Source organism: Lentzea sp. NPDC059081, from assembly GCF_042738015.1.
In the GTDB taxonomy this organism is placed as follows: Bacteria; Actinomycetota; Actinomycetes; order Mycobacteriales; family Pseudonocardiaceae; genus Lentzea.
The window spans coordinates 427,311-448,100 of sequence record NZ_JBHYGW010000006.1 but is presented as its reverse complement, the minus strand read 5'-3'; the positions used below and the strand labels follow the sequence as shown (position 1 = coordinate 448,100).

The 20,790-nt window shown below is 68.8% G+C and carries 18 protein-coding genes; 14 read left to right on the top strand and 4 right to left on the bottom strand.

What is annotated here, in order from left to right; genetic code table 11:
- Positions 1 to 49 precede the first annotated feature (49 nt).
- Positions 50 to 709 carry a Crp/Fnr family transcriptional regulator gene (locus ACFWV3_RS17475; RefSeq protein ID WP_382412348.1) on the bottom strand — a complete coding sequence of 220 codons (660 nt, stop codon included), beginning with the start codon at positions 707 to 709 and terminating at the stop codon, positions 50 to 52.
- Between the two features lie 1,324 nt (positions 710 to 2,033).
- On the opposite strand from ACFWV3_RS17475, the gene ACFWV3_RS17470 reads away from it, so the two are divergent.
- The 7 genes from ACFWV3_RS17470 (at position 2,034) to ACFWV3_RS17440 (ending at position 10,877) form a co-directional block, all read left to right on the top strand.
- Positions 2,034 to 3,752 (top strand): hypothetical protein, encoded by a 1,719-nt coding sequence (locus ACFWV3_RS17470; protein WP_382412301.1) that lies wholly within the window; start codon positions 2,034 to 2,036, stop codon positions 3,750 to 3,752.
- A complete protein-coding gene (locus tag ACFWV3_RS17465) occupies positions 3,749 to 5,215 on the top strand; it encodes an ABC transporter substrate-binding protein (RefSeq protein ID WP_382412300.1) in 1,467 nt (488 codons plus the stop codon). Before ACFWV3_RS17470 ends, ACFWV3_RS17465 begins: the two co-directional genes overlap by 4 nt.
- A gap of 81 nt (positions 5,216 to 5,296) precedes the next feature.
- The gene (locus ACFWV3_RS17460; protein WP_382412299.1) at positions 5,297 to 6,442 is read left to right on the top strand and encodes a hypothetical protein; all 1,146 of its coding nucleotides are present in this window, start codon (positions 5,297 to 5,299) and stop codon (positions 6,440 to 6,442) included.
- Between the two features lie 259 nt (positions 6,443 to 6,701).
- Complete coding sequence (locus tag ACFWV3_RS17455) at positions 6,702 to 6,872, top strand: hypothetical protein (protein ID WP_382412298.1); 171 nt, start codon at positions 6,702 to 6,704, stop codon at positions 6,870 to 6,872.
- Positions 6,873 to 7,036: 164 nt separating this feature from the next.
- A complete protein-coding gene (locus tag ACFWV3_RS17450) occupies positions 7,037 to 7,288 on the top strand; it encodes a hypothetical protein (protein ID WP_382412297.1) in 252 nt (83 codons plus the stop codon).
- A gap of 454 nt (positions 7,289 to 7,742) precedes the next feature.
- On the top strand, positions 7,743 to 9,008 hold the full coding sequence (locus tag ACFWV3_RS17445; protein WP_382412296.1) for a beta-1,3-glucanase family protein: 1,266 nt from the start codon (positions 7,743 to 7,745) through the stop codon (positions 9,006 to 9,008).
- A gap of 273 nt (positions 9,009 to 9,281) precedes the next feature.
- Positions 9,282 to 10,877 (top strand): beta-1,3-glucanase family protein, encoded by a 1,596-nt coding sequence (locus ACFWV3_RS17440; RefSeq protein WP_382412295.1) that lies wholly within the window; start codon positions 9,282 to 9,284, stop codon positions 10,875 to 10,877.
- A 57-nt stretch (positions 10,878 to 10,934) separates the two neighbouring features.
- On the opposite strand, the gene ACFWV3_RS17435 is transcribed toward ACFWV3_RS17440, so the two are convergent.
- A complete protein-coding gene (locus tag ACFWV3_RS17435; RefSeq protein WP_382412293.1) occupies positions 10,935 to 12,086 on the bottom strand; it encodes an ATP-binding protein in 1,152 nt (383 codons plus the stop codon).
- Position 12,087: 1 nt separating this feature from the next.
- Positions 12,088 to 12,747, bottom strand: a complete 660-nt coding sequence (locus ACFWV3_RS17430) for a response regulator transcription factor (RefSeq protein WP_382412292.1) — start codon at positions 12,745 to 12,747, stop codon at positions 12,088 to 12,090.
- A 155-nt stretch (positions 12,748 to 12,902) separates the two neighbouring features.
- Here ACFWV3_RS17430 and ACFWV3_RS17425 point away from each other — a divergent pair, with 155 nt between their 5' ends.
- The 7 genes from ACFWV3_RS17425 to ACFWV3_RS17395 all read left to right on the top strand — a co-directional run bounded on the left by ACFWV3_RS17425 (position 12,903) and on the right by ACFWV3_RS17395 (position 20,023).
- The gene (locus ACFWV3_RS17425) at positions 12,903 to 13,400 is read left to right on the top strand and encodes a hypothetical protein (RefSeq protein WP_382412290.1); all 498 of its coding nucleotides are present in this window, start codon (positions 12,903 to 12,905) and stop codon (positions 13,398 to 13,400) included.
- On the top strand, positions 13,400 to 14,452 hold the full coding sequence (locus ACFWV3_RS17420) for a peptidoglycan-binding protein (protein ID WP_382412289.1): 1,053 nt from the start codon (positions 13,400 to 13,402) through the stop codon (positions 14,450 to 14,452). The genes ACFWV3_RS17425 and ACFWV3_RS17420 overlap by 1 nt, the downstream gene beginning before the upstream one ends.
- Positions 14,449 to 15,129, top strand: coding sequence for an ABC transporter ATP-binding protein (locus ACFWV3_RS17415; protein WP_382412287.1), 681 nt, complete (start codon positions 14,449 to 14,451; stop codon positions 15,127 to 15,129). Before ACFWV3_RS17420 ends, ACFWV3_RS17415 begins: the two co-directional genes overlap by 4 nt.
- Entirely contained in the window at positions 15,126 to 16,310 is a 1,185-nt protein-coding gene (locus ACFWV3_RS17410) for an ABC transporter permease (RefSeq protein WP_382412285.1), read from the top strand. The genes ACFWV3_RS17415 and ACFWV3_RS17410 overlap by 4 nt, the downstream gene beginning before the upstream one ends.
- A gap of 21 nt (positions 16,311 to 16,331) precedes the next feature.
- Positions 16,332 to 17,960: an alpha/beta fold hydrolase gene (locus ACFWV3_RS17405; protein ID WP_382412284.1), complete on the top strand. Its 1,629-nt coding sequence runs from the start codon at positions 16,332 to 16,334 to the stop codon at positions 17,958 to 17,960.
- Between the two features lie 154 nt (positions 17,961 to 18,114).
- Complete coding sequence (locus ACFWV3_RS17400; RefSeq protein ID WP_382412283.1) at positions 18,115 to 18,495, top strand: hypothetical protein; 381 nt, start codon at positions 18,115 to 18,117, stop codon at positions 18,493 to 18,495.
- Entirely contained in the window at positions 18,485 to 20,023 is a 1,539-nt protein-coding gene (locus ACFWV3_RS17395) for a WXG100 family type VII secretion target (protein WP_382412281.1), read from the top strand. Before ACFWV3_RS17400 ends, ACFWV3_RS17395 begins: the two co-directional genes overlap by 11 nt.
- A 10-nt stretch (positions 20,024 to 20,033) precedes the next feature.
- On the opposite strand, the gene ACFWV3_RS17390 is transcribed toward ACFWV3_RS17395, so the two are convergent.
- Positions 20,034 to 20,696, bottom strand: a complete 663-nt coding sequence (locus tag ACFWV3_RS17390) for a hypothetical protein (RefSeq protein WP_382412280.1) — start codon at positions 20,694 to 20,696, stop codon at positions 20,034 to 20,036.
- Between the last annotated feature and the right edge of the window lie 94 nt (positions 20,697 to 20,790).

Here is a 20,790-nt window from a genome sequence, read left to right as displayed (position 1 = left end):
CTGGACCAGGACTGATGTCCGCTGTCGGACAATTGGAATGTGACGCGAGTCACAGTCCTGCAATGGCTTTCAGGTGATCCGGGTCCGCCACTGAGAGGCGTGGACCGGTTCGCAGGGCTCCGCAGGCCTTGAGACGCTGCACGTAGTGCGCGACGGTGCTGCGAGCCATGCCCAGGGAATCGGCGACCTCCTGCTGGGAGAACGGCACCCGCTCGGGATCCGAGGACGCCTCATCGGCCAGCGCGACGACTTCCAGCAGCAGGCGCGCGATCTTGCGCTCCGGGCTGAAGTGGACCATCTCGACCTGATAGGGGACGGTCTGGGACAGTTTTGCGATCGAATAGTCGGTGAGAGCTGCTTCGCCGTCGTGTTCCTGCAGGAACGTGTTGAAACGATCGGCCGACATCATGCGGACGGTGCACCGATCGATCGTCTCCGCGGTCGCCGTGCGGGGTGAGGTTGAGCGCGCTGAGATTTCGCCCAGGAGATCCCCGGCGCCGCGTAAGGCGAGCAGCACACGCCCTCCATTTCGCTCGGTGCCGAAGACCTTCACTCGTCCGGAGACCACCGCGAGGACGGTCGTCCCAGGTTCTCCTTGTCGCAGCAGGGGAACTCGAGGACCGTGAACACGATCCAGGCCCTGCTCGAGCAGGCGCGCCCACTTCCGCTCTCCGAGCAGGCTGCGGAACCCCCTGGGTGGCCGTGGCATGACGATTCGCACAGTCGATGAGTACCGCAAGTGTCGAACCGAGTGCGCTCCGTCATCGGCACATCACTCGATCGCTGTAAAACTTGCCAGCGGTGGTCATCCGCCGACGGGGGTGGTGCCGGCCTGCTGGAGCGTTGCTGTCGAGGGCCTGCGCACCGCGCACAGCTGGTCCAGCTGTGCGGCGCTGCTATCCCAGTGCGCAACGCCGATGTCTCCATGGTCGACGAGTGGCCAGTGCGGTACGTCCGAGCGCCAACCGCACCGGACGGCAGCTCACGCTCGATGATCGACCTAATCACACGCGAAGAGAGCATCAGGTCGCTCTTCCATGCCGACGTCGGCACCAGTCGAGTGGATGCGCGACTGGGGCTCGGCGTCCGAGGCACAATGGCCGACCAGCCGCACTCTGTGTAGCGCCTGGCCGATCAACTCATCCCGCTCGGCACGTCACTGTTCGGCGACGGCGCCCACACGTGGGTCCGGATCCGCTGACCGTGCACCGGCGTTGTGATCAGCCGATGTTCGAGGTTGTCAACACCATCGCCCATGGTGGCCTGATGATCGACGGCACCGCTCACCGACCCGGTCTGAGCGGAGTGGGACGCTCGACTACAGCAGCCGGGCGTACAACGAGTCAGGACCGGTCCATATCCGGAGAACGGCGTCACGTCCTCTGCGCAGACCGCGCTCGGAGGTGCGCGTCGCCCCCGTGGCCACGGTCCTCCCGGATGGACCGTCTGGTGGGCGGGTCGAGCACGGCGCCTGTCGAATCAGGTCGGATTGCATCGCATCCTCCGGAGGCGAAGCAATCCGGTGAACGCTTCGCATGGCCAAGTCCTCGCTGAAGAGCTGGGTGTTTTGCGGCGTACTCGGCGATCTGCGCGGGCGGTGCGTGACGTGGAACGATCAGTTCGCCCCAAGCGATCGCGACCGGCCGGGTCGATGGACCTCATTTAAGTTGCTTCGCGTCAACTTCGTATAAGCCGACGTGTGGTGAGCCTGTCCATGTATTGTCCACTATTCCAGTGGTCGATCCTGTGGCTCGCGTGTATTCCATGCGAACCACTGCTCAAATGGTTGCCGGGCGAAGGTTATGTGTTCGTTCGGGGCTTTACAGTCGAGAAAGAAGATGGCCATACTCTCTCGCTCGTCGAACCTGCAGTGATGCGTTGAGAGGGTCATGGTCGAGGAAGAAACCCGTTTCGCTGGGGTGAGAGGTGTAGGCCAGCTAGTCGGTGAGCTGCTCGGACGTCCGGATCGGCAAAGCCGTTCATTGCCCGTGGTGGTTGCGCTCGGATCGAGAGGCGCCGGCAAGACGGCATTGGTGAACGCGCTGGAAGAGAGCTTCACCGGACATGTGCCCAGGGTTCTCCTGGACTTCGAGAAATACCCGGACGCGCGACCGTACGAGGTGTTCTCGAAGCTTGCTGTCGGATTGAGCAGGAGCTGCCCGCAGTTCGGGAGGTTGCCGTTTCCGCTCGTCTCGCTGTGCGCGGCAGTTGTCGCCAGGAAGTCGGATGTCGGTGCCGGGACGCGTGTCGGTGACGAGCTGCGCGCGGTGATCGACCAGGTCAGTCCCACGGTCGGTTTCGCGACGAGGATGGGTGAGCTGGCGCGCAAGGTCACCGAGGCCGGAAGCGTGCCCGAGCTCAGTGGCGCCGTGGACGTCTTGCTGAAACTGATCGCGGCGGCCGAGGGGCGGCGGCTGTCGAACCGGTTCCGCACCATCGGAGCGGGCGACGCCCAGTCGGTTCTCACCGATCTCATGACGGCGATCGGTGACGGTGCTGACGACGACGCCGTCGACACGACGTTCGGCAAGGCCTTCTTCTCCGATCTGCGATACGCCTTCGCCGGCTGGGTCAACCGTGCACGCAGGTCGGCGAACTGCCTGGTGTTGCTGGACAACAGCCATGCGCGGTCCGGTCAGGCGTTCCTGGATGTGCTGCAGCGGGTCCGGGGAGAGGATCCCGTTGCGTTCGTCGCGACGAGCAGGGAGTGGAACGCGTCGTGGCGGGACGCGTGGCAGCGGCCGGGAATCGCCGACGAGCGAGGCGCCGCGCTCGAGCCTCCTCGTCGTCCCGCCCAGGCGGCCGGTGACAGCACGAAGCTCGAGCGCTGGGGTACGCCCTGGTACTTGGTCCTGCTCGGTGAGCTCACCGAGCAGGACACGGCCGAGCTGACGCCCTCGCACGCGCCGTTCGTGCACCGGCTGACCGGAGGGCTGCCGTGGGCGGTGCGTCGGGTGACCTCCGTGTTGCCGGGCTCTCCCAAGACGACGGAACTGCGCTCGGTGCTGGACGGGCTCGCGGAGGAGAGCACGGAGTACCTGTTGCAAGAGTTCGGGAGCCTGACCGAGCGGGACGATCTGATCACCGCCAGCGCGGGGCCGGGCATCGAGCTCCTCGCGGACACGAAGGTGCTCGGCTCTGAGATGTCCTACGGCCTCCACGCCCTGAAAGCGCCACTGGTCAACAACTTCTGGGTGCGCAGGGAGCACGGCCGGCTGGTGTTGAACCCCTGGCTGCGCCGCGTTCTGCTGCATCAGCTGGCGGTGCGTCCCGACGACCACCGGGCGAGCTGGATCAGGGTGCACACGCAGTGCCGAACGCGGCACGAGAAACACGACAGCCAGGTGGACGCTCTTTATCACGGCCTCGCGCTCGGCGACGTCGAAGCCGTCGTCGCCCACCTGAGCGGGCCGCTCGACGCCGATGAGGTCCACTTCGACGAGGACGCCGGTCGGCACTGGCTCCACGACCTGGACGCGATCACAGCCGCGCCGAACCGGCTGACGCCGGACGCTGATCCGCGCGACCAGGTCGAACACATCATCGGAACGGCCAGGCACGCCAAGGACTCCCGGGCCCTGTCCCGTCTCGTGGCGGCGCAGTGGTTGTACGGCGATCCACTGGCCGACCCGTTCAGGACGCTGCGGCAGACGATCGCGACGGCGCTCGACCACATCGCGATCCAGGTGCACGGCGCTGGGACGTTGGCACTCCAAGACCGCGCGGAAGCATATCGAAAGGGTTTGCTGTGAGCAGCTTGGTCACCCCGCACGTTCCCAGGCCCTGGTGGCGCAGGAGAACCCCCTGGATCCTCATCGCGGTCGCGGCCCTCCTCGCCGGTGGCGGTGTCGCGGTGCCGATGGTCATGGGCGCGGCGCGCACGTGTGCCGAAGGCGTCGTTCGCCGAGATGGCGAATGTGTCGGTGTCACGGATGGCAGCTACGAGTTCGCTCCTGAACTCGCGAACGTCCAGCAGCGCATCCGCGACGAGAACGACGATGTTCTGCGTTCCAAGAAACCTTACGTGACCATCGGGTTCTTCGCGCAGATGACGGTGACGGAGAAGGACTCGGTGTCGATGAGCTGGGTGAGGCACCAGCTGCAGGGCGCCTACCTGGCGCAGTACCGCGCCAACCACGACCACGTCGCCGGCGACCTGCCGCGGGTCCGCTTGCTGATGGCCAACGCGGGCAGCCAGCTCGCGGGGTGGGAACCCGTCGTCGGCGAGCTCTTGGCCAGGACGGCCGCACCCGACCACCTGGTGGCAGTCGCCGGTATGGGGACCAGCACCGACAACGCGCGGAAGGCGATGAACCGGCTGTCCGAGCGGGGAATCCTGATGCTGGGATCGACAGTCACGTCGGACGATCTGCGGACGGTCCCGAACCTGCTGAGGATGGCGCCGACCAACTCCGGGCAGGCGAAGGCCATCGCCACCTACATCAAACCGAGAGCGCACAGAGCACTGCTGGTGCAGGACGCCAGCAAGACAGATCTGTACCCGGCCACGCTCGCCGAGTCGTTCACCGATCACTTCCCCGACCAGGACCACACACTGTTGGGGCAGACCGAACTCTACGACTCCAGCCTGCCGAGCGTGGACAACACGTTCCTGCAGATGATGCCGAACATCTGCAACAGCAAGCCGGAGATCGTGTTCTTCGCGGGCCGCGGCAAGCACCTCGCATCGTTCGTCGCCCAACTGACCGGACGCCGCTGCCGGGAACATCCGATCACGGTCCTCACCGGGGACGACGTGTCCACCGCGATCTTCGGCGACGGTGTCGTCCACAGGGCGCTGGAGTCCGGGGTGGAGGTCGTGTTCACCACGCTCGCACACCCCGAGGCGTGGAGCCGTGAACCGAAGGCGTTCGAGAAGGACGCCACGTTCATGCTCGTGGAGAAGATCTGCGGATACTGCTTTCCCAGCGCGTTCCCAGGCGACTCGCTGGAGGACGCCGCCGCGATCATGGCCTACGACTCGGTGCTGACCGGCGTCTACGCGATCCGCTACTCGACCGGCAAGACCGCTGACGTGGTCAGCGCGGAGGACGTTCTCCAGACCAAGAACCGCTTGCACAACACCATGTCCGTGCCTGGCGCGAGTGGGCGGTTGTCCTTCGACAAGGACGGTACGGCCGTGGACAAGGCGGTGCCGATCATGAAGCTGCGCTCGGACGGGACCGCGGAGTTCCTCAGCCTCTCGTCGGCCTGACCGGTCGAGTCGCCGCAACGCCGATTCCCTGAGCTCGCCAGGAACCGACTTCAGGGTCGGTGACGCGACGAAGGAGAAGACATGACCAAGTCTCGCGCGCGCCGCCGCCACTACGTGGCGCTCGGTCTGGAGCCCAGCCCTCGCAGGCAAACCGTTCAGAACGCCGCGGTGAGCGTTCTGTCGACGACCTTCCTGGTCATCCGTCTCGGTGACACCTCGCCCACACCGACGGATATCACGGCTCGGTGGGCCATCGGTCTCTTCGTGGCATGTTCATTGCTGGCCACCCTGGGTGCCGCTCGTCTTTGGTACACGATCAACCAGGTCGTACGGCTATCAGCTGAGCCGGATCTGGCACCGGCTGAGGCGGAGCGGGCAACGGACGCGGAGCCCTTGATCGCGCCGTCGCAGCCACCACCCGTGGTGCTCTTCGAAACACCTCCGACGCTGTTTCGCCGGGTAGGGCGACGTCGGCGGGTGACGGCCACCGCGAATGTCCTGGGTGGCCAACCCTTGCAGATCGTCTACCTTCGTCTGTTCGCGAACCGCGCCCGTCAGGACTGCTTCGAGCGAGGTGCGTGGCGGGAGTTCGGCTACGTTCATCTGCTCTCCGACGCCGAGTTCGTCGCACCTTCGGAGTTGGCGCGCCTGAGGCGGAAAGGCCGACTGGATGAGCTGTTCGTGACCTCCGAACGACAACTGCTCGATCACCTTGACGCCGCGCCGACCGGGCCGGAGCAGTGGGACTGGTGGAGCTGGTACGGCCAGTACCCCGTCCGGGCAGCGTTGTGCCACGACGCCTTCTGGAAAAAGGCTGTTGCGGTGCTGCTTCACCAGGCCGATCTCGTGGTGCTGGACCTCTCGGGATTCGACCTGTCAGCCCGGGGAACGCTTTACGAGCTGCAACAGGTCGTCAACACCGTGCCGGCACATCGGACGGTGCTGCTCGCCGATCCGAAAAGCGACATCGACTTCCTCACCACGCAGATCAAGTCTGCGTGGAGCACCATGGCAGAGGGTTCTCCGAACATCGGAATCGCACCGCGCACGCTGCACGGCTACGTCATCGACTACTTCCGAGACGTCCACGACAAGGACGGCCACGTCGTCGGCAGGCAGCTGCACGCCAGTCGTTCGGAAACGCGCTGGCTGATGCGCCAGGTCCAGGACAGGCTTGTCGCTGCGGCCGACAGACTGGACTCGGTTTGCGACCAACGCCGAGTCTGAGCGCCCGTGGGACGCCAATGCGGTAGAGCCTACGGTCGTTTCGCTTGGTCGAGTGGGCCTTGAGGTGGCGCTCCGTGCAAGCCGCACGATCGGGATCGACAAGCCGAACCCCCAGGCCCGGAATAGTCTTCCATGTTAGGCTGATTGGCGTAATACTGGTTTGGGGTGCGTGAAGTTGGGCGGTGAAGTGGGACGGTTTCGCGGCGGAGATCGAGCCCGGTCCCGGCTGCTCGCTGGCGCTTTCGGCGGCACCCTGTTGATGACCTACATGACCGCGTTGCAGGTCGCCGCGACGGTGCGGGTGCGGGCTCGGGCCGGCGAACTGGATGAGGCGCGGCCGGTCGGGTTCGAGAGCTGGTCTGCCGCTGAGGAGGACTTGGACGCGTGGCTCGCCAGGATCCAGGCCCGGCAGGCCGAGGTCGGGCGGTGACTGCGAGAGGCGCGGGAGAAGAGCGACAGTCGCTCTCGTGACGTCACGGAGATTCGCGGTACGTACGGGTGCGCGGTGTTGCAGATGCGTGTGGGCGCACTGGTCGGTCTGACCGTGGATGCCGATCGGGTGCTGCTTGCGGAGGTGGGGTCGGCAAGGTGGCCATGAGCGCGTCGCAGTCACCCTTGGCCTCGCAAACCGTTGTGGTGAAGGACAAGTACGTCGGGAGCGTTCCCGGCTGCGCGGAGCTGGCGCGGCGGGTGCCGGGACTGCTGCCGGTGGCGCGGGACGACGACACGCCCACGAGTGCCGACATGAACCTGCGCTGCGAGTTCAGTGGTGCCGCGGGTGCGTTCGTCGAGGTGGACCTGGCGGCGTGGAAGAGCGATCAGGACGATCCGAGTTTCCCGGCCTAGGTCGACAGGGGCCGGGGGATGGCACGAGAGAAGTTCGCCGCTGGCAAGGACGTCGTGGACGACGGGGCCGCGGACGCCCTCGGGCTGGGGTAGAAGGCCGTGTGGCAGTATTCGGCCACCTATCGGGGGTGTTTTCTCACCGTCCTCGACGATAACGCGGTGGTGAGAATGCGGTACTGACGCGATTGCCGAAAGCGAACGGGATCCCGATGTCCGCGTGGTGTCGTAATGCGGTTTCCTTTGTTTTCAAAGAAATTTGTGGTGTCTGACCTGCGTCGACTGTGCGCATGGGACGTTCGCTGCTTCTGCTGGTGTTGACACGGGCACTCTCGCGATCAACTATGGAAGCGCTCTCATAACCGGTATGTACCAGTTCTCGGAGCGCGCGGGCCCCGGCCGTCCCTGAAACCAGGTCGGGTGGCCTGCTGACAGAGCACCCTGCACAAGGAGTTTCATGCGTACGCGAACGAAGTGGTTGAGCGCGCTGGCCTCGCTGGCGGCGATCGCCTCGGCGGCGGTCGCGACCACACCGGCACAGGCTGTTGGTCCTGAGCTGTTGCCGCTGAACGTTACGAACAACAGTGGCCGGTCCGAGGCCGTGCATCTCTATGTTTTGGGTACGGACATTCGCAGTGGCCGGCTCGGGTACGTCAACCAGGCCGGCGCCTTCACGCCGTGGTCGCCTGGTGGGAACCCGCCCACGCCGGCACCGGATGTCTCGATCGACGGGCCCGGCGCTGGTGGTACTGCCACGTTGCAGGTGCCGCGGTTCATCTCCGGGCGTGTGTACATGTCGTTCGGGGAGAAGCTGAAGTTCTTCCTCACGCCGGACGGGCTGGTGCAGCCGGCGCCGTGGGCGGGTGGGGACCCGAACAGCGGGATCTTGTTCGACTGGAGCGAGTTCACCTACAACGACGCTGGTCTGTGGTTGAACAGCTCGCAGGTGGACATGTTCGCTGTGCCGCACGCGGTGTCCGTCACGGGCGCCGGCGGTGAGACGAAGAAGGCCGGTGAGCTGAAGGCCGGTGGGCGGGACGCCGTCATCGACGGTCTGCGCAACCAGGCCGGCTGGTCCGGGGCTGTCGTGTCCGGTTCGGACGGTTCGGTGTTGCGTGTCCTGGCGCCTGGCAAGGCGGCTGATGTCGGCAAGTTCGACGCGAACTACCTGGACCCGTACATCGCCCAGGCGTGGAACGCCTACACGGGCAAGACGTTGACGGTGCAGCCGTTCGGTGATCGGCCGGATGTGAAGTACTTCGGCCGGACTTCCGGCAACAACATGAACTTCACCGACTCCACCGGGAAGCAGGTGGCGTCGTTCGCCAAGCCCTCCACGTCCAACGTGTGGGGTTGCGATGGCGCGTTGCAGGCTCCCAACGACCAGGTGGTCGGGCCGATCGCACGTACGTTGTGCGCGGCGTTGCACCGGACCACGTTGGACCGGATCGACGTTCAGCCCGGTGGTGGGGCCGGTGACTTCTACCAGGGGTCGATCACGAACCACTACTCGCGGCTGGTGCACCAGAACATGGTGGACGGCAGGGCCTACGGGTTCGCGTTCGACGACGTTCAGGCGCAGGAGTCGCTGGTGCACGATGGCGACCCGCGTTCGGCTGGGATCACGCTCACGCCGTTCAGCGGCGCTGCCGCTGTCGCTCCTGTGGTGAGCAGCGGTGCCGTTGAGTCGTACGTGCCCAACTGGAACTTCGTGCTGAACTGAGAACGACAGGAGCCTGGTGACCAGGCTTCGGCAACGGCGTCGCGGATCTTGTCCGCGGCGCCGTTGCCGTTTTCGGGCATGGTGACTCGAAGTGATTGTGGTTGCTCTCGGTGGCACCGGTCCGTTCCGGTATTGACAGAGGTTGCTTCCGCGCACAACCATGGAAGCGCTCTCATAACCGGTCTGGACCAGTTCTCGGAGCGGAGGCCGCCCGACCGTCCCTGAAGCCGGTCTGGCGGCCTGCTGACAGAGCATCCCTGCACAAGGAGTCACATGCGTACGCGAACGAAGTGGTTGAGTGCGCTGGCCGCGGTCGCGGCCACCGCGTCGGCGGCTGTCGCGATCTCGTCGCCCGCACAGGCGATCGGGCCTGATCTGTTGCCTCTCAACGTGACGAACAACAGCGGCAGATCCGAGGCCGTGCACCTGTACGTCTTGGGCACGGACATTCGCAACGGGCGCCTCGGGTACGTCAACCAGGCGGGCGCGTTCACGCCCTGGTCGCCGGGCGGCAACCCGCCCACCCCGGCACCGGACGTGTCCATCGCCGGTCCTGGGCTCGGTGGCACCGCCACGTTGCGGGTGCCGCGGTTCATCTCCGGGCGTGTGTACATGTCGTTCGGGGACAAGCTGAAGTTCTTCCTCACGCCGGACGGCCTGGTGCAGCCGGCGCCCTGGGCGGGTGGCGACCCGAACAGCGGCATCTTGTTCGACTGGAGCGAGTTCACCTACAACGACGCCGGGCTTTGGCTCAACAGCTCGCAGGTGGACATGTTCGCGGTACCGCACGCGGTGTCCGTGACGGGCGCCAGTGGTGTCACCAAGAAGACCGGCGAGCTCAAGTCCGGCGGGCGGGACGCCGTCCTCAACGGCCTGCGCAACCAGTCCGGGTGGGGCGGTCTGCTCATGTCCCGTTCGGACGGCACGGTGTTGCGCGCGCTGGCGCCGGGCAAGGCCGCCGACGCCGGCAAGTTCGACCGCAACTACCTGGACTCGTACATCACGCAGGCGTGGAACACCTACACGGGCAGGACTCTGACCGTGCAGCCGTTCGGCGACCGTCCGGACGTGAAGTACTTCGGCCGGACCTCCGGCACCACGATGAACTTCACGAACACGTCCGGGCAGCAGGTGGCGTCGTTCCAGAAGCCGTCCACGGCGAACGTGTGGGGTTGTGACGGCGCTTTGCAGGCGCCCAACGACCAGGTGGTCGGTCCGATCGCGCGCACCCTGTGTGCCGCGTTGCACCGCACCACGCTCGACCGCATCGACGTTCAGCCCGGCGGCAGTGCGTCCGACTTCTACCAGGGCTCGGTCACCAACCACTACTCGCGGCTGGTGCACCAGAACATGGTCGACGGCAAGGCCTACGGCTTCGCCTTCGACGACGTTCAGGCCCAGGAGTCGCTGGTGCACGACGGTGACCCGCGTTCGGCAGGCATCACGCTCACGCCGTTCAGCGGTGGCTCCACGCCTCCGCCGTCGACCACCACCAGCATCGTCAGCGACTGGCACGGCAAGTGCATCGACGTTCCGAACTGGAACTTCGCCGACGGCCAGCGGCTGATCGTCTGGAACTGCACCGGTGGCACCAACCAGAAGTTCGAGTGGGTCAACGGCACGCTGCGGACCGAGAACAACAAGTGCATGGACGTGGCTTGGGGTTCGACGGCCAACGGCGCCGCCGTGCAGATCGCGACCTGTTCCGGCAACCCGGCTCAGCAGTTCGTGCTGTCCGGTGCGGGTGACCTGGTGAACCCGCAGGCCAACAAGTGCGTGGACATCGCGGAATGGAACCCGAACAACGACGCCGTCCTGCACATGTGGGATTGCGTCGGCGGCGCCAACCAGAAGTGGCACCGCGGCTGATCCAGCATTGCCAGACCCGACGCCGGGGCGCACGCCGCGCCCCGGCGTCTCCCTGTGTCAGGGGGTGGGAAGGCGCCGTCGGGCCGAGCTCCTCGGCAGGTCGAGGTGTGCCGTCAGGCCGCCGCCGCGGTTGGGGTGCAGCTCCAGCCGGCCCGCGTGGGCCCTCGCGACACCGGAGACGATCGCGAGGCCCAGGCCGTGCCCCGACCCGCGGGTGAGCACGCGGCCGGAGCCCCGGACGAACGGCTCCACCAGGGCGTCGAGGGAGTCCCCTGCCACGGGCTGCCCGGTGTTGGTCACCGTGATGCGCGCCTTTCCGTCCTGAGTGGACAGAACGACGGTGGCGCGTCCTCCTGGTTCGTTGTGGCGGACGGCGTTGCGCACCAGGTTCGAGATGGCCTGCCGGACTAGCACCGGGTCGCCGACCGCGAACGCGTGCCCCGTCGGCTGGGGCAGGTCGATCCTCGCCGTCACCGCCTCGGCGCGGAGCTCGCCCACGACCGCGCTGGAGATCTCGCGCAGGTCGAGAGGCGCGCTGACCAGGGGGCCGCCGTCCACCGCCGCCAGGTCGAGCAGGGCGTTCACCGTCTCGATGTTCGACCCGTTCACCTCCCGGACGCGTTCGGCCAGCGCCCGCAGCTCGTCGGCGTCCGCGTGCGGGTTGGCGAGGGTCACGTCGATCATCGTCTTGGTGGTGGCCAACGGCGTCCGCAGCTCGTGGGAGGCGTTCGCGGCGAACCGGCGGTGGGTGGCGAAGGAGCGTTCGAGCGAGGCGAGCATGCGGTCGAACGTGTCGGAGAGGTCGCGGATCTCGTCGCGCGGCCCGCCCAGGCCCACCCGGTGGTCCAGTTCGCCCGTCGCCGCACGGGTGGCCGCGGCGTTGATGGCCGCCAGGGGCTTGATGATCCGGCCCGCGACGACCCATCCCACGGCACCGCTGAGGACCGCGAGCACCACCAGCGCCACCAGGGAGACCATGAGCAGCACCGTGAGGAAGTCGGTGGGCGTGACGATCGAGATCGAGTCGGTGCGCGGCGTGGTCCGCTCGAACGGCCGGGGCACCGGCGGTGACCCGTCGACGACCAGGTAGCTCGGCACGAACCGCATGAACAGGTAGACGATCACGACGAACGCCGCACCGCACCCGGTGACCATGCCCGCGTAGCTCAGCGTCAGCCGGACGCGGATCGGCAGCCTGCGCACCCGCACGTCACACCCCGAACCGGTAGCCGGCGCCCGGCACCGTCTGGATCACCCGCGGCTCGCCGAGGCGCTTGCGCAAGTGGGAGATCGTCACGCGCGGGGTGTTGGTGAACGGGTCCGCGTTGGCGTCCCAGGCCTTCTCCAGCAACGTCTCCGCGCTCAGCACGCCGCCGTCCGCGCTCATCAGCACCTGCAGCACCGCGAACTCCTTGCGGCTCAGCCTGACCAGGCGGCCGTCGCGGTAGACCTCGCGGCGGAACGGGTCGAGGCGCACGCCGTGCGACTCCAGCACGGGCGGCCTGGCCGGTTGGCTGCGCCGTTCCAACGCCCGCAGCCTGGCCACGAGCTCAGGGAAGTCGAACGGCTTCATCAGGTAGTCGTCCGCGCCCAGCTCGAAACCGCCCACGCGGTCGCCGAGCGACCTGGCGGCGGTGAGCATCAGCACGCGCACCTCCGGGTGATCGGCGGCGATCCGGCGGCAGACCTCGTCGCCGTGCACGACCGGCAGGTCGCGGTCGAGCACGACCACGTCGAAGTCGCTGACCGCGATCGACTCCAGCGCGGCCGCCCCGTCGTGGACGACGTCGGCCGCGATGGTCTCGCGCCGCAGGCCGATGCGGATCGCGTCGGCCAGGTACGGCTCGTCTTCGACGATCAGGACGCGCATGCGGTGATTCCTCCGCCGGTGGGCACCGGGGCAGCCAACCACGTCCGTTGTTGCGGGTTCATAAACGAATTCCTGAACGTCCCGGCAACCCCCGCGTTGATCGACTTCCCGGCGGCCGCGGCACGACCGCCGCGGTCCGCGAAGGAGTGATCACGATGGTGAAGCGCTGGACCACGATGCTCGTCGCCGCGGCGGCGGTCTCGCTGCTGGGCGCCTGCGGCTCGGCCGACAGCCCCGCCGGTGGGGGACCGAGCACGTCGAAGCAGGCGGGGAAGTCGTTCGAGTCGCTCGAGCAGTTCCAGTTGGCGTTGTCCGCCTGCCTGCGCGAACACGGGGTGAACGTGCCCGATCCCTCGGCAGACGGGGGTTTCAGGCTCGACGGCAGCCTCGACATGGCCGCGTTCGAGACCGCGGCCAAGGCCTGCCGGGAGCAGCTGGGCACGCCTCCCGCGCAGGAGGGCAAGGGCGTGGGGAAGTCGGACGAGGAGCTGCTGGCCGACCAGCTGAAGATCGCGCGGTGCCTGCGCGAGCACGGCCTGGACGTGCCGGACCCCACCGCCACCAAGCCGCTGGACGTCCCGCGGGACGCGCCGGAGGACGTCCTGACCAAGTGCGCGCCCAACGGCGTCGTCGGCCGCACCGGGGGCAGGTGATGGGGCGACGTCCGCTCCTGGTCGGCGCCGTGGCGGTCGTCGTCCTCGCCGCGGGAACAGGCGCCGGGATCGCCGTGGTCGGGTCGCGGGACGACGGCGAGAGCGCGGCGCAGACCTTCGACGGCGCCACCGAGGAGGTCGTGAAGGGCAACCTCGAAAGCAGCACGAGCACGTCCGGCAAGCTGCGGTTCGCCGACGCGCGCACGATCCAGTCCTCGCGCAGTGGTGTGGTCACGGAACTGCCGACGCCCGGCTCCGTGGTGAAGCTCGGCGGCAAGCTCCACGCCGTCGACAACGTCCCGGTGTTCCTGTTGCGCGGCACGGTTCCCGCGTGGCGCGACTTCCAGTCCGGAATGGACAGAGGGCCGGACGTGCGGCAGCTGGAGGAGAGCCTGCGCGACCTCGGCCACTTCACGCAGACCCCCGACGACCAGTTCTCCTGGTACACCCTCGACGCGGTCCAGCGCTGGCAGAAGGCGGCAGGGCTGCCGGTCACCGGCAGGCTGCCGCTCGGGTCGGTGCTGTTCGCCGCCGGTGACGTGCGGATCGGCACGGTCAAGGCGAAGGTGGGCGACCTGGCCGCTCCGGGAGTCGAGCTGTTCGCGACGACGGCCACGACCCGGATCGTCGACGCGGACCTCAAGCTGGCCCAGCAGAAGCTCGGCGTCGTCGGCGCGAAGGTCGGCCTGCTGCTGCCCGGTGGCGTCCGGACCGCCGGGACGATCGCGTCGGTCGGCACACCGGCCGAGAAGCCGGGGGAGCAGAAGGAGACCGTCATCCCGGTCGTCGTGACGCTGGACGACCCCGCGGCAGCAGAGTCGCTGCAGGAGGCGTCGGTGACCGTCAGCGTCCCGAGCGCGCGCCGGGAGAACGTGGTGTCCGTGCCGGTCGGCGCGTTGCTCGCGCTCACGCCCGGCCAGTTCGGGGTCGAGGTCGTGGACGCCGGTGGCGCGACGCGGAAGGTGCCCGTGACCACGGGACTCTTCGCGGGCGGACGGGTGGAGGTCACCGGCGTCGAGGCCGGGCAGCGAGTGGTGGTGCCGAAGCGATGACCGCGATCATCTCGCTGGAGGACGTCCAGCGCTCCTACGGGCGACCCCCGGTGCTCGCGTGCGCCGGCGTGACGCTCACGGTCGACCGGGGTGAGCTGGTCGCCATCGTCGGGCCGAGCGGGTCCGGCAAGTCGACGTTGCTGAACATCATCGGGACACTCGACCGCCCCACGGCCGGTGTCGCGCGCATCGACGGCCAGGTCGTGGGCGACCTCGACGACCGGGAGCTGTCGGCGTTGCGGGCGCACCGGATCGGGTTCGTGTTCCAGCAGTTCCACCTCGCCGAGGGCGTGAGCGCGGTCGACAACGTGGCGGACGGCCTGCTCTACACCGGGGTGCCGCGGGCCGAGCGCCGCCGCCGGGCCGTCGAGGCACTCGGCAGGGTCGGTCTCGGGCACCGGCTGCGTCACCGGCCGGACCAGCTGTCCGGTGGCGAACGCCAGCGCGTGGCCATCGCCCGCGCCGTGGTCGGCGACCCGCCGCTGCTGCTCGCCGACGAGCCGACCGGCAACCTCGACACCGCCTCGGGAGCCGCCGTCGTCGACCTGCTGCACGAGCTCAACCAGCAGGGCACGACCGTCGTCGTCATCACCCACGACGTGGAGCTGGCCGCGACGTTGCCGCGGCGCATCGCGATCAGGGACGGCCGTGTCGTCGCCGACTCGGTGCCGGCATGAGCGTTCCCCGTTCCCGGTTGCTCGGCCGCGACGTGCTGCGGCTCGGCACGACCGGCCTGCGCGCCCGCCCGACCCGCGCGGTCCTGTCCGCCCTCGGCATCGCGATCGGCATCGCCGCGATGATCGCCGTGGTCGGGATCTCCGCGTCCAGCCAGGCCCGTCTCGACGACGAGCTGGACCGGCTCGGCACCAACCTGCTCACCGCCAGGGCGGGCAAGAGCCTGGACGGCAAGGCCGTGACGCTCCCGCCCGACGCCGTGGGCAAGGTCGGCAGGGTCGAGGGCGTCGAGTCGGTGGCCTCCGCCGCCGCGCTCACCGTCCCGGTGTTCCGCAGCCCGCTGTCGGACCCGGCGGAGACGGGCGGGATCACGACCGTGGTCGGCGACGAGTCGTTGCTGCGCGTCGTGTCCGGCAGCGTGCGCGGCGGCACCTGGCTGAACCCCGCCACCTCCACGTTTCCGGCCGTCGTGCTCGGCGGGGTCGCCGCGCAACGGCTCGGCGTCGTGACTCCCGGGACGCAGATCTGGCTGGGCGGCAACCACTTCACCGTCGTCGGCGTCCTGGAGCCCGTCGCGCTCGCTCCCGAGCTCGACCGCGCGGCCGTCATCGGCGCCCCCGTCGCCGAGCAGCTGTTCGGGTTCGACGGCAGCCCCACGACGATCTACGAACGCTCCGCCGATTACGCCGTGGACCGCGTTCGTGCGCTGCTCGGCCCGACCATCTCACCGCAGGCGCCCAACGAGGTGGAGGTGTCGCGGCCGTCGGACGCCCTCGCCGCCCGCAACGCCGCCAACCAGGCGTTCACCGGCCTGCTCGTGGGGCTCGGGTCGATCGCGCTGCTCGTCGGCGGCATCGGTGTGGCCAACACGATGGTCATCTCGGTGCTCGAACGCCGCCGCGAGATCGGGCTGCGGCGGGCACTCGGCGCGACGCGGTGGCACGTGCTCGTCCAGTTCCTCGGCGAGGCGCTGTTGCTGTCCGCGCTCGGTGGCGTCGTCGGTTCCGCGCTCGGCGCCGCCGTGACCGGGGTGATGGCCGTCGTCAACGACTGGCCGTTCGCGTTGCCCGCGGTGACGATCGCCGCCGCCGTCGGGGCGACCTTGGTGATCGGCGCGGTGGCCGGGTTCTACCCCGCAGTGCGTGCCGCACGCACCCCGCCGACCGCCGCCCTGAGTTCGTGAGGTTTCCCAGTGAGGAGTGTCGTGTTCAGAAAGTTGTTGTGCACCAGCATGATCGTGGTCCTGGCGGCGGGCATGCCCGTCCCGGCCGCGGCCGATCGGGGGGTCGAGTGGAGCCCGTGCGCGGAACCTCCGCCGCCGGACCCCTCGGAGGAACCCGACAACGGCATCAGCTTCGACCTGTGGAAGGGGCAGTGGAAGTACATCGAGTGCGCCACCGTGATCGTCCCGGTGGACCACCGCAGGCCGCAGGACGGCAGCCTCCGCATCGGGATCAGCCGCCTGAAAGCGGGGGATCCCGTGCTGCGCAAGGGAGTCGTGCTGTTCAACCCCGGTGGTCCCGGCGGCGGCGGGCTGAGCATGCCCTTGGCGCTGCGCGGGTCGGAGCTCGCGAAGCACTACGACATCATCGGGTTCGACCCGCGAGGAGTAGGGCGGTCCAGCGCGGTGAAGTGCGAGCGGATCCCCGACACTCGGCCACGCACCTCGCGGCCGACTGACGCGGAGTTCGTCGCGTTCACCGAGTACGCCCGCGCCCACGAGGACGCGTGCCGGCGGGCGGGTGGCGGCATCCGGCCGTTCATCAACACCGCCAACACGGCTCGTGACATGGACGTCATCCGCACCGCGCTGAGCGAACGGAAGATCAACTACGTCGGCTACTCCTACGGCACCTACCTGGGAGCCGTCTACGGCAGCCTGTTCCCCCACCGGTTGAACCGCAGCGTGCTCGATTCGTCGATCCACCCGGACTGGCCCTGGCGGGACCAGGGCCGACAGCAGTCGGTGGCGGCGCGGTTCAACGTCGAGCAGTGGACGGACTGGGTGGCGCAGCGCGACGGCACCTACCACCTCGGCACGACCCGGTCCGCGGTGCTGGCGACCATCGAGGAACTGGCTGCCCGGCTGGCGGACACGCCGGTTCCGTTCACCCGCGATCGTCCGGAGAACTGGCCCACCTACTGGCCGCGCAGCTTCGACCGCACCGTGCTGGACCGGTTCCTGGCCCTCGCCACCCAGCCGCGCTCGGTCTGGGACGTGACCGCCGAGGTCGTCGCGGAGGTACGTCGGGCCGTGGCGGACGGCACGGCGATGTCCGCGGACGCGAGCACCGCGGTGAGCCTGGTTCGCGGGATCGCCAAGGTAGACGACGGCGTCTACGACACCGTGACCTGCGAGGCCGACTGGCCGACCGACCTCGCCGCGTACTACGAGGACATGCGGGCCGTCCGCGAGCACTCACCGTGGGTCGACGGCAACGGCAGCGGCGTGATCAGCGCGGCGCCGACCAACTGCACGTTCCGCTCGTTCACCCCGCCGGAGCCGCTGGTCCCGCTGCGGCGCGCCGGGTACCCGGCCGGGCTGGTGGTCCAGGCCGACGGCGACCCCGCGACCCAGTACGACGGCGGGCCCGCGATGGCAGCTCGGCTGGGTGACCAGCTGATCTCGGTGCGGGACAGCGGACGGCACGGGCACTACGGCTCCAACCCGTGCGTCACGGCGAAGGTCGACGACTACCTGATCAACGGCGTGCTGCCGCCGTCGAGGTCGGAGTGCGCGGACGAGCCCCGTCCGTCGACGCCGGCCGACGGGGGTGGGCGGGACAAGGCGGACCGGGTCCGGATGGCCGCTGACCGCTCGTACTGGAGGTGACCGGGTCGCCGCTGCCCGTCGTCGCTGTCACGGGCAGCGGCGACGCGCCGGTATGACGTGCGTCTCCGCGGTGAACCGTGGTGAGCCCCCGTCCGTGTGACCGGTGGCGGCCGGATGTGGCTGTGCCGCAACGACCACGGGAGGACGGGTTCGCATGTACGTCGTCGGTGCCAACGACGCTGTCCCGCTCAAGGACACCGTCTCCTCGGGTCAGGTGCAGCTCGACCCGGAGGCGGGGGAGGAGCTCCGCAAGCAGTTCCAGGCCCAGATCGACCAGGTCGACTCGTGGCTCGAGCGCGCGAACACCAGCATCGCCCGGCCGGCCGCGCTCGGCGCGAACCCGGTCGGTGACGCGATGCGCGAGAAGTTCGCCGACCGGGCGGAGGGTGAGCAGTACTCGTTCGTCAGCGTCATGACGGCGTACCGGACCGTGCTGGAGCAGACGAAGAACTCGATCGTGGAGGCGATCGAGAACTTCACGCGCCTCGACGAGGAGCAGCAGGCCGAACTGAAGAAGCACATGGGTGTGGGCTGAGCCCGTGCCGAACGAGTCGAGAGGCGGGCCGGTCATGGTCCAGGAGAGCGACCTCCGCGAGGTCGAGAACGTCCCGGTCCTCACGGACCCGCAGAACTGGGCGTCGCGGTCGCACCAGGAGCTGTTCGCCGCGGTGCACAACAACAACGACCCCGGTCAGGCCGGGCAGATCAGCTCGGACTGGGGCAAGTACGGCAGCGAGCTGACCGAGGCGTCACGGGTGATCAACTCCGTGATCACCGCGTCGGAGTCCAGGTGGACGGGCGGGGCAGCCGAGGCCGCGCGGGACGCGATGAAGAAGCTCGGGGACTGGGTCGACCAGACGGCGCGGACGGCCGTCGAGGTCGGCACCAAGGTCGCCGACCAGGGCCGTGTGATGGAGTCCGCCCGCGCGCAGATGCCCGCGCCCGTCGAGTTCGACTGGGACCGGGCCGCGGCGGCGTTGGCGCAGCCGGGCACGCCCGCGTTCGTGCTGGCCACTGTGGACATCGCCATCGCGAACGTCGTGTCCCGTGCGGCGCATGACGAAGCGGTGTCGGTGATGACCGCGATGGAGAGCCAGTCGCGGCAGATCGACTCGTCCGTGCCGGCCTTCACGCCGCCGTTCAACCCGAACACCGGCCAGATCGAGGAACCGGTCATGGCCGTGGCGCGTTCGGGTGCCGCGCCCGCGCTGGGTGGCGTCGACTCGTTCATGTCCACGCAGGCCGCGAGTGATCGTGCCGTGGCGGCCCCGCCCGCGGTCGGCGGTGGGGCGGGCGCCGGTGGTGGCGCGGGTGCGAACCAGCCGGTCGCGTACTCACCGTCGGCTCCTGCGGGTGGCGGCTCCGGTGGTGGCTACCCGCCGCAGATGCCGAGCTACAACCCGGGCACCACCAATGCCGCGGCCGCGTACACGCCTTCTGCGCCGGGCTATTCGCCGGCAGCCGGCAGCGGCAGCACGTACACCAGTGGCGCCGGCAGCACCTACACGCCTCAGATGGGCGGCTTCACGCCTGGCAGCACCACGAACAAGGGCGGCGAAAGCCAGTACACGCCGCAGAATCCCAAGTTCACCCCGACGGCGCCGGGCTTCACCGGTCCCGGCGGTCCTGGCGGTTTCGGTAGGCCTGGTGGGTTCGGCGGGCCCGGCGGCGGTGGCGCGGGTGGCGGTGGTGGTGCCGGTGTGAAGGGCGGCCCGATGCCGTTCACGCCCTCGATGGGCGCCGGTGGTGGCGGTGGCGCGTTCGGTGGTGGCGCGGGAGGCGGCGGTGGTGCGGGCGGTTCGATGACGTCCGGCGGTGCCGCGGGTGTGCAGAGCCAGATGCGCGGCGGCGTGCCGATGGGCATGACCGGACCCGGCGGTGCGTCCGCGGCGGGTGCCGGCATGGGCGGTGCCCCGATGGGTGGCGCTCCCGGTGGTGGCAAGGGCGAGGACGACAAGGAGCACCGTTCCGCCAGCTACGTCATGGGCGGCGACCTGTTCGAGCTGCCCGGCGAGAACCTGCCCCCGTCGGTGATCGGCGCCGCGAAGGCCAGGACGCGCTGACCAGGGCACCTCACGGCTGCCACGCGTGGACCGCGAAGACCACGGCCGCCGACGAGTCGAACTTCGACGCCGTGGTGGCCTTGATGCGCAGCCAGCCCACGCGGCCCGCTGAGGTGACGAAGCAGTACTGCGTTCCGACCGTGCCGGGGAACACGGAGGTGGTGCTGTTGTCCCCGTGGGCGACGGCCTCGGTGCACCGCTTCCGCGCCTCCTGCTCCGGGCCCCGGTCATCGGAGAAACCGCTTCCGTTGGCGTTGAGCAGGCTGAACTCGGTCAGGTACAGGTCGGTTTCCCCGGTGGCCCCCTCCACGCGTCTGGCCGTGGGGTCGTCCCCGTCGACGTCGACACCGGTCTTGGGCTGCAGGCGCACTTCTCGCGTGGCCGTGGCGCTGCCCTGCGCGGGGACCGACGAGGTCGGTGGTGTCGGGCCGGGAAACGGGTCGTCGGTTGCCAGCACCTTCCACACCACCAGGCCGATGACCACGGTCATCACCACGCCGATGACCACTCCGACGGCGGAGAGGCTGACCGTCGTCGTGCGCGAGTGGTAGGTGGACGTGCCGACGTTCACGTCGCCCCGAGCTTCACCCGTCTGGATGGAGTTTCCGAGGTTCTGGTCCACCCGGTTGTGCGTCCAGGCTCCGTCGCCGCCTCGCTGATCAGGTTCGATCACGTCCTCCTCGTCGTCCGCGGGCCACGAGGGCCGATGAACCATCGCCGCGGGGGCCTCGGACGTTTCTCGTTTCCCGTGGCCATTTTTTGTCCTC

Excerpts from the sequence above, each read along its gene's own strand:
- ACFWV3_RS17440 (WP_382412295.1), top strand. The coding sequence starts at position 9,282 with ATGCGTACGCGAACGAAGTGGTTGAGTGCGCTGGCCGCGGTCGCGGCC.
- ACFWV3_RS17430 (WP_382412292.1), bottom strand. The coding sequence starts at position 12,747 with ATGCGCGTCCTGATCGTCGAAGACGAGCCGTACCTGGCCGACGCGATC.
- ACFWV3_RS17400 (WP_382412283.1), top strand. The coding sequence starts at position 18,115 with ATGTACGTCGTCGGTGCCAACGACGCTGTCCCGCTCAAGGACACCGTC.
- ACFWV3_RS17455 (WP_382412298.1), top strand. The coding sequence starts at position 6,702 with ATGACCTACATGACCGCGTTGCAGGTCGCCGCGACGGTGCGGGTGCGG.
- ACFWV3_RS17460 (WP_382412299.1), top strand. The coding sequence starts at position 5,297 with ATGACCAAGTCTCGCGCGCGCCGCCGCCACTACGTGGCGCTCGGTCTG.
- ACFWV3_RS17410 (WP_382412285.1), top strand. The coding sequence starts at position 15,126 with ATGAGCGTTCCCCGTTCCCGGTTGCTCGGCCGCGACGTGCTGCGGCTC.
- ACFWV3_RS17415 (WP_382412287.1), top strand. The coding sequence starts at position 14,449 with ATGACCGCGATCATCTCGCTGGAGGACGTCCAGCGCTCCTACGGGCGA.
- ACFWV3_RS17425 (WP_382412290.1), top strand. The coding sequence starts at position 12,903 with ATGGTGAAGCGCTGGACCACGATGCTCGTCGCCGCGGCGGCGGTCTCG.
- ACFWV3_RS17420 (WP_382412289.1), top strand. The coding sequence starts at position 13,400 with ATGGGGCGACGTCCGCTCCTGGTCGGCGCCGTGGCGGTCGTCGTCCTC.
- ACFWV3_RS17475 (WP_382412348.1), bottom strand. The coding sequence starts at position 709 with ATGCCACGGCCACCCAGGGGGTTCCGCAGCCTGCTCGGAGAGCGGAAG.
- ACFWV3_RS17450 (WP_382412297.1), top strand. The coding sequence starts at position 7,037 with ATGAGCGCGTCGCAGTCACCCTTGGCCTCGCAAACCGTTGTGGTGAAG.
- ACFWV3_RS17445 (WP_382412296.1), top strand. The coding sequence starts at position 7,743 with ATGCGTACGCGAACGAAGTGGTTGAGCGCGCTGGCCTCGCTGGCGGCG.